Annotated in this window: 5 protein-coding genes and 1 pseudogene; all 6 read left to right on the forward strand. The window is 68.4% G+C overall.

The genetic code is table 11. The features are described from left to right. Positions 1-330 precede the first annotated feature (330 nt). The 6 genes and pseudogenes from AC13HU_RS30110 (at position 331) to AC13HU_RS30135 (ending at position 6,023) form a co-directional block, all read left to right on the forward strand. On the forward strand, positions 331-981 hold the full coding sequence (locus tag AC13HU_RS30110; RefSeq protein ID WP_483045138.1) for a hypothetical protein: 651 nt from the start codon (positions 331-333) through the stop codon (positions 979-981). Between the two features lie 246 nt (positions 982-1,227). After that, a complete protein-coding gene (locus AC13HU_RS30115; protein ID WP_483045139.1) occupies positions 1,228-3,861 on the forward strand; it encodes an ATP/GTP-binding protein in 2,634 nt (877 codons plus the stop codon). A gap of 54 nt (positions 3,862-3,915) precedes the next feature. Next, the gene (locus tag AC13HU_RS30120) at positions 3,916-4,227 is read left to right on the forward strand and encodes a hypothetical protein (RefSeq protein WP_483045140.1); all 312 of its coding nucleotides are present in this window, start codon (positions 3,916-3,918) and stop codon (positions 4,225-4,227) included. Continuing rightward, positions 4,212-4,832: a phosphotransferase gene (locus tag AC13HU_RS30125; RefSeq protein WP_483045141.1), complete on the forward strand. Its 621-nt coding sequence runs from the start codon at positions 4,212-4,214 to the stop codon at positions 4,830-4,832. Before AC13HU_RS30120 ends, AC13HU_RS30125 begins: the two co-directional genes overlap by 16 nt. A gap of 254 nt (positions 4,833-5,086) precedes the next feature. Beyond that, positions 5,087-5,395, forward strand: a pseudogene (locus AC13HU_RS30130) (Gfo/Idh/MocA family protein); the annotation flags it as partial. Positions 5,396-5,420: 25 nt separating this feature from the next. Next, positions 5,421-6,023 carry a hypothetical protein gene (locus AC13HU_RS30135; RefSeq protein ID WP_483045142.1) on the forward strand — a complete coding sequence of 201 codons (603 nt, stop codon included), beginning with the start codon at positions 5,421-5,423 and terminating at the stop codon, positions 6,021-6,023. Positions 6,024-6,089: the final 66 nt, after the last annotated feature.

Consider the following 6,089-nt stretch of genomic DNA (forward strand, 5'->3'; position numbering starts at 1 on the left):
CCCCGAACGGCGCAAACAACCCCACTCCGCCAGTACTGACATTGCCGGGCACCCTCGCGAGGTGAAATTGCACCAGTCGACCTCCGCAGTCGAGGCCGGCGCCCCCGAGACCGCGCGGGCGCACCGGGCGGAAACTCTCGGTCGCCTCGAACCCTTCTCCGACCCCCGGGAACCGCGGCCTTCCGGGCCCGCGTCCGGCAACGGCCGAACGCACCGACACGGACGCGATCGAGCCAACCGCCCCGAACCGCACCCGAATCGGGTTGACCCGTCCAGTCCTCGCCGAGAATCTTGAGGCCGGATCATGGCGAGGCACAAGGACGGCGAACCGTGGCAGTTCCGTACCCGCAGACGCGGGAGTTCCAGGCGTTCAGGACCAACATCGAGTACGCCCGGAAGATGGTGGTGGCCGGCAAGAGCCTGGCCGCCTTCCAGTCGCCGCTGTTCGACATCGGGGACTTCTACCGCGCCGCGTGGGTGCAGGCCGTCAGCGCCATCGACCATTGGTTCCACGAGGAGTTGTACCGGCGGGTGGCGGAACTGGCCGGGCAGGACAGTCCCGGTATGCCGTACCAGCTGACGAGGTTCGAACTGCCGCTTGAGATGGTCGAGGCCGTACGGCGGGGTACGACGACCCTCGCCGACGCCGTCTCGGAGCACGTGAAGGCGAAGTGGGCCAACGCCTCGCTCCAAAATCCCCGCAAGATCAGCGAGGCGCTGAAGCTGGTCAGCGAGGAGGACGTCTGGGCCAAGGCCGCCGTCCAGATCAACGCCTGGAACCACGGCCGGACCGCGATGAACGCCCAGACCGTGAAGAAGCAGCACCTGACGATCACCGACCGCCGCAACAAGATCGCCCACGAGGCGGACCTCGTGGACGGCAGTCTCAAGCAACGCCGCCCGATCACCGACGCGGACGTCACCGACGCCATCGACTGGACCGAGCGGATCGCACTCGCCATCGCCACCGTCCTGGGGTAGCACGGGCGTTCACCCTCCGCACAGGAGCGGCCCGCGGACAGCGCACTTGTCGCAGGTGGAACGGGGTACGTGCCGTCCGGGCTACTGGACATCGCCGAACGGCTCCCAGTTGTCCCGCCTGCGAGGCCGGAACTGGCTTGATCCGGACGGCGCACTCCACGGACCTTCGGCAGGGCAGCCCGCCGCACCTAAACTGACTGTGCCCATGTGCACACTGTCAGCTCGCCGACCCCGAAGGGAACGCCGTTGTCCCGGTCGGATCTTCGCTCCCTGTTCCGCTCCAACCAGCAGAATCTGACCGCCGAGGATGTCTTCGCGGACCGGATGGACGAGTGGAAGGCCGTGGCCCGCAGCCTCGTCGCGCACGTCGCCGCCATCCGCGAAACCGCCTTCAGCGTCGAGGACTTCGAGTGTCCGCGCCGCAACGTGCTGGTCTTCTACGGGGTTGGTGGCATCGGTAAGTCGACGTTCTCGCGGCATCTTGAGGAGCACCTGTCCGCGGATGGGCCGAGCACCGAGCAGTGGTCATCGGTGCCCGATGGGGTGGGCCGTCTCCTGCCGGTGCGGATCGATCTTTCCCGGCAGTCCGGTCTCGGCTTCGAGGACATGGTGCTGGCGTTACGCCTGACCATCGGCCGGCTGGGGCGCCCGATGCCCGCATTCGACCTGGCGTTGAGCCGGTATTGGGACGTCAATCACCCGGGCGAAGCGCTGGAGGCGTACCTGCGTCGCAACGGGTTCCTGCGCCGCTTCGCCACCGCGGTCGCCCTGCCCGAGCAGGTGCAGTCCGTACTGGGGGACATCGCTCAGGCCGTCGCCCTGCCCGGCACATTGGGCGCGCTTGTCGGCCAGACCTTGCGTTCGGTGGTCGGCTCGCTGCGGGAGCACCGGCAGAGCGTGCGGGCGCTGGCCGGTTGCGCACGGCTCGCCGATCTCCTTGAGGCCGACGCCGACCTGGACGCGCTGTCGTACTACTCCCATCTGCTGGCCTGGGACCTCGCTCAACTTCCCGCCGAGCAGTCGGGAATCCCGGTGGTGTTGCTCGACACCTTCGAGGACGTGGGCGATCGCACCCACCGTGACCTGGAGCGGCTGATCCAGCGAGCGGCCTGGCTGATGCCCAATGCCCTGTTCGTCGTCACTGGACGCAACCGACTCCAATGGGACGACGAACGTCTCGACGGCCAACTCGACTGGACCGGATCTCATGTGTGGCCGCAGCTCGCACCCGGCGCCACCGCCGAGCCCCGTCAGCACCGCGTCGGTTACCTCTCCGCACAGGACTGCGAGCACTATCTGTGCGTGCGACTCACCCGAGACGGCCAACCCCTGATGGCTCCGGACACTCGTCACCAGATCGTCCGGCGTTCCCATGGGCTGCCGCTGTACCTGGATCTGGCCGTCATGCGCTATCTCGACCTGTACCAGCGCACCGGACATCAACCCGAGGCCGACGAGTTCCACTACGACTTCCCGGCTCTGGTCGCCCGGACCTTCCGCGACCTGTCGTCCGACGAGCGCCAAGTGCTGCGGACTGTCAGCCTGTTGGACTCCTTCTCGGTGGACCTGGCAACGGCCGCCGCAGGTCTTCCGCAGGATGCCGCCGCCCTGCAACTGGTGGAGCGCCCTTTCATCGACACCGATCCGACTGCCCCCTATCCGTACCACCTGCACAACCTGATCCGCGAGGCGATCCGCGACGCCGACCAGACCGCCGAGGACCGCTGGTCTCCGGCGGACTGGCAGCGTGCGGCGCGGCGGGCCTTCGACGCCCTGGGCGATGAGCGGCCACCGCCCGGCGGGGACCGGCAGCGGCTGGTCGCCTGTCTCACTCAGGGTCTACGGCTGGCCCGCGACCACGACCTGGAACTCGGCTGGCTCGTGGACGCCGCCTACCAATACGTGGCCGACTTCATCTGGGAACCGGTCGAACTGCCGCCCGGCCCGTCGGGCTCTCCCGCCGCCGCGCTCGCCACAACGCTCGGTGCGGTCGCACGACGCCAGCGCATCCATCGACAGGAAACCGTCGACCAGCTCACCGCCGTGCTGGCCGAGGGCCGGCTTCCCCCGCCCGCCCAGGACCTCGCCCGCTACTACCTCGCTGAATGCCAACGGGATCTGGGCCGTCCCCAGGAGTCCGCGGCAGGTATGCGACAGGTCGCCGCCGGGGCAGGCCCGCTGGCCGGTGAGGCCGCCCGCGGCCTGGTCCATCTCGCCCGACGCCTCGGCGACTTCCCCGCCGTACGGGCCGCCACCGAACAACTCGGCGCCGGCAGCCGCTATCACCGCACCCTCGGCGACCTGTGGTGGACCCAGGGCAGCATTGCTCTGGCCTGCTCCGCCTACGACGATGCCTGCCGGGAAGCCGCCGATTCCGCCCCCGGTGAGGCCGCCTTGAGCCGGGCCTGCCTCGCCTTCGCCGCCGCCTTCCAGGACCGCGCCCGCGCCGACCAGCAAATCCAGCTCGCGGAGCAACTGCTGCAAGGAGCCCGTATCCGCTGGGCCGTAGTCCAGACCCGTATCGCCGAACTGCTACGGGACGCCGGGGCCGATCCCCAACTGCCCACCCGCGCGGCCGAGGTCGAAGCGGAAGCCCAAGCCAGCGGCCTTACCTCATCGGTGGCCTACGCACGGCTCACCGTCTGCTTTCACCAAGCCGTCCTCGGCAACCAGCCCGGCCTCCAAGCGGCCCGCTCCCAGCTCCGCGCTTGCGTCAACGGAGCCGAGTTCGCCTACCTCGTGGAGATCAGCCACTTCTTCGATGCCACCGAACCACCGCCCGACCTCCCCCGCGCCACGTGGATCGACGGCACCTCCACCGCCGCCGCCCGTTGGGCCGCCATCGTCACTGACCGACAGGCCGCCATCGCCGCCCATTGACACCGACATGAGTTTCCAGGCCCGGAGCATACGATCGAAGCGCTACGGTGCAGCGTGGCCACGTACACCGGTATCAACGACCTCGATCTGCCCGCACTGGCTCAGCGCGACGGGCTCGCCGCGCCTTTCGCCGAGCCCTTGAAGGGGGGCGCGGCGAACTCCAGTTTCCGGCTGAGCACCCCGAGAGACGGCCGTGTGTACGTGCTGACCGCTCTGGACAATCACGACGAAGACAGCGCCCGGCGCCTGGCACGTATCACCCACACCCTCGCGGATCTGGGTCTGCCCACCGCTCACGTGATCGCCACACCGACGGCGAAGACATCACTGTCCTGGACGGCAAGCCGTACTTGCTCAAGGAACTGATTCCCGGCCGCTTCGAGCAGCCGCTTCCTGACACCCGCGGCAGGCGAACTCCTCGCTCAACTGCACGGCTTGCCACCTGGGGGCCTGGACCTGCCGGTCGGCACGCGGCGACTGAACAGCGCCCATCGGACGGCCGCCGCAGACTTCCTGACCGCGCCTTCGCCGCCTGGCTCGACGGACAGTTGACCGTGATCAGCCGTCATGAAGCAGATCACCGCAGGCCGTGCGTCCCGATCCATGGCGACCTCTTCGCCGACAACCTCATCATCCGCGCCGACGGCGGCCTATCCATCATCGACTGGGAGACCGCGTCCCTGGACGATCCCCTGCTCGACCTCGGCATGGCAGCGGTCGGCCTCTGCCAGAGCCCGGACGGCCGTCTGTCGCCCGAACGCCTTCAGCTCCTCCTCCGTGGATACAACTGCCTGCGGCCGCTGTCCGCCGAGGACCAGACGGAACTGCCCACCGAGATCATCTACGCGGCAGTGATCATCGCCTTCCACCGCTACCACCGCCACAATGTGCGCTTCCCCAATCCTGAACGCGCCACGTACCACCGGCACATGGTCACCTTCGCCGACTCCGCCAACGATGGCGGCCTCTGACGCTCCCTGGGCGCCCCACGGTCCGGTCCCGCCGCGGCGGACGACTCAGTTCGTGCACGCCGTACGCGCACCGATCTTGATGAGCGCACACGCGCTTCGGGCGGCAACACATACTGGGTACCCATCGTCACCACGTGGATCGACGGAACCGAGTCGGCCGCCGCCCGACGTCCGGCGGTCGACCGGGTCGATGGTTCCACCGCTTCCTTGGGGCGCTGGGAGCAACTCGTGAGGAGGGCGCAGTGAGAGAACGCGTGCGGGTCGGGCTGGTGGGTGTGGGCGTCATCGCGCAGACACATCTCCAGGTCCTCGCCGACGACGACCGGTTCACCCTGGAGTTCACCGTCGACCCGAACCCGGGTAAGCCGGTCGGCTTCCGGGGTGCTCAGCCGCCGCATTACCGGACGCTCAGCGCGGCCCTGGAGAGGCACGATCCGGACCTCGCGGTGATTGCGACGCCCACCCATACCCATGGTGCGCTGGCAATCGAGGCGCTCTCCCGGTCCACGGCCCGCGTGCTGGTCGAGAAGCCGCTCGTACACGATCCCGACTCGCTGGCCCGGCTGCGGGCCCTGGACGACACGGTGGATGTCCAGGACCGGGTATTTCACCGAGCACCACTTCGCCTTCTCCCCCGAGGTGTGTTGGGCTGCCGAGCAGATCACGGCGCATCCCGACTGGGGTCCGGTCACCGGCGTCACCATGGCCTTCTACGATCCGTACATCCTGCTCGGGCAGCACGCCTTCGACTCGTACGGGACCAGCTGGATGGACTCGGGGGTCAACCAACTGAGCGTGCTCGCACGTCTCGTGGAGCCCACATCGCTGGTATCCGCCCAGGAGTCGGATGGCGGCGCCGGCGCCTGGCACACCGTCTCGTACAACTCCCGTGGGACGACCGGAACGGCCCGGCTGCACAGCAGTTGGCGTACGGGGTCCAGCAGCAAGGAGACGGTTCTGATGTTCGCCGAGTCCGGTGTGGATCTGTGGATCGATCACACTGCGATGACCGGCTTCGCCGCCCTGGGCGGCGAGTTGATCGCCTCTCACGGCAACGACGGCCGGACGCCACGGAAGATCGCGCACTACCGCCCGCTCTACGAGAGTCTCATCTCCCCGTCCCCTGACCCGGTCCTCGGATTCGCCACGAGCGTGACGATCACCGAACTCCACCACGCGACACCGAAGTGATCGAGCCGAGCGTCACGGTCTGATCCCCAAGGCCGCCGGCAGCCTCTCGGCCGTGGTCAGCTCGTC

Source organism: Streptomyces sp. NH27 (assembly GCF_056859195.1).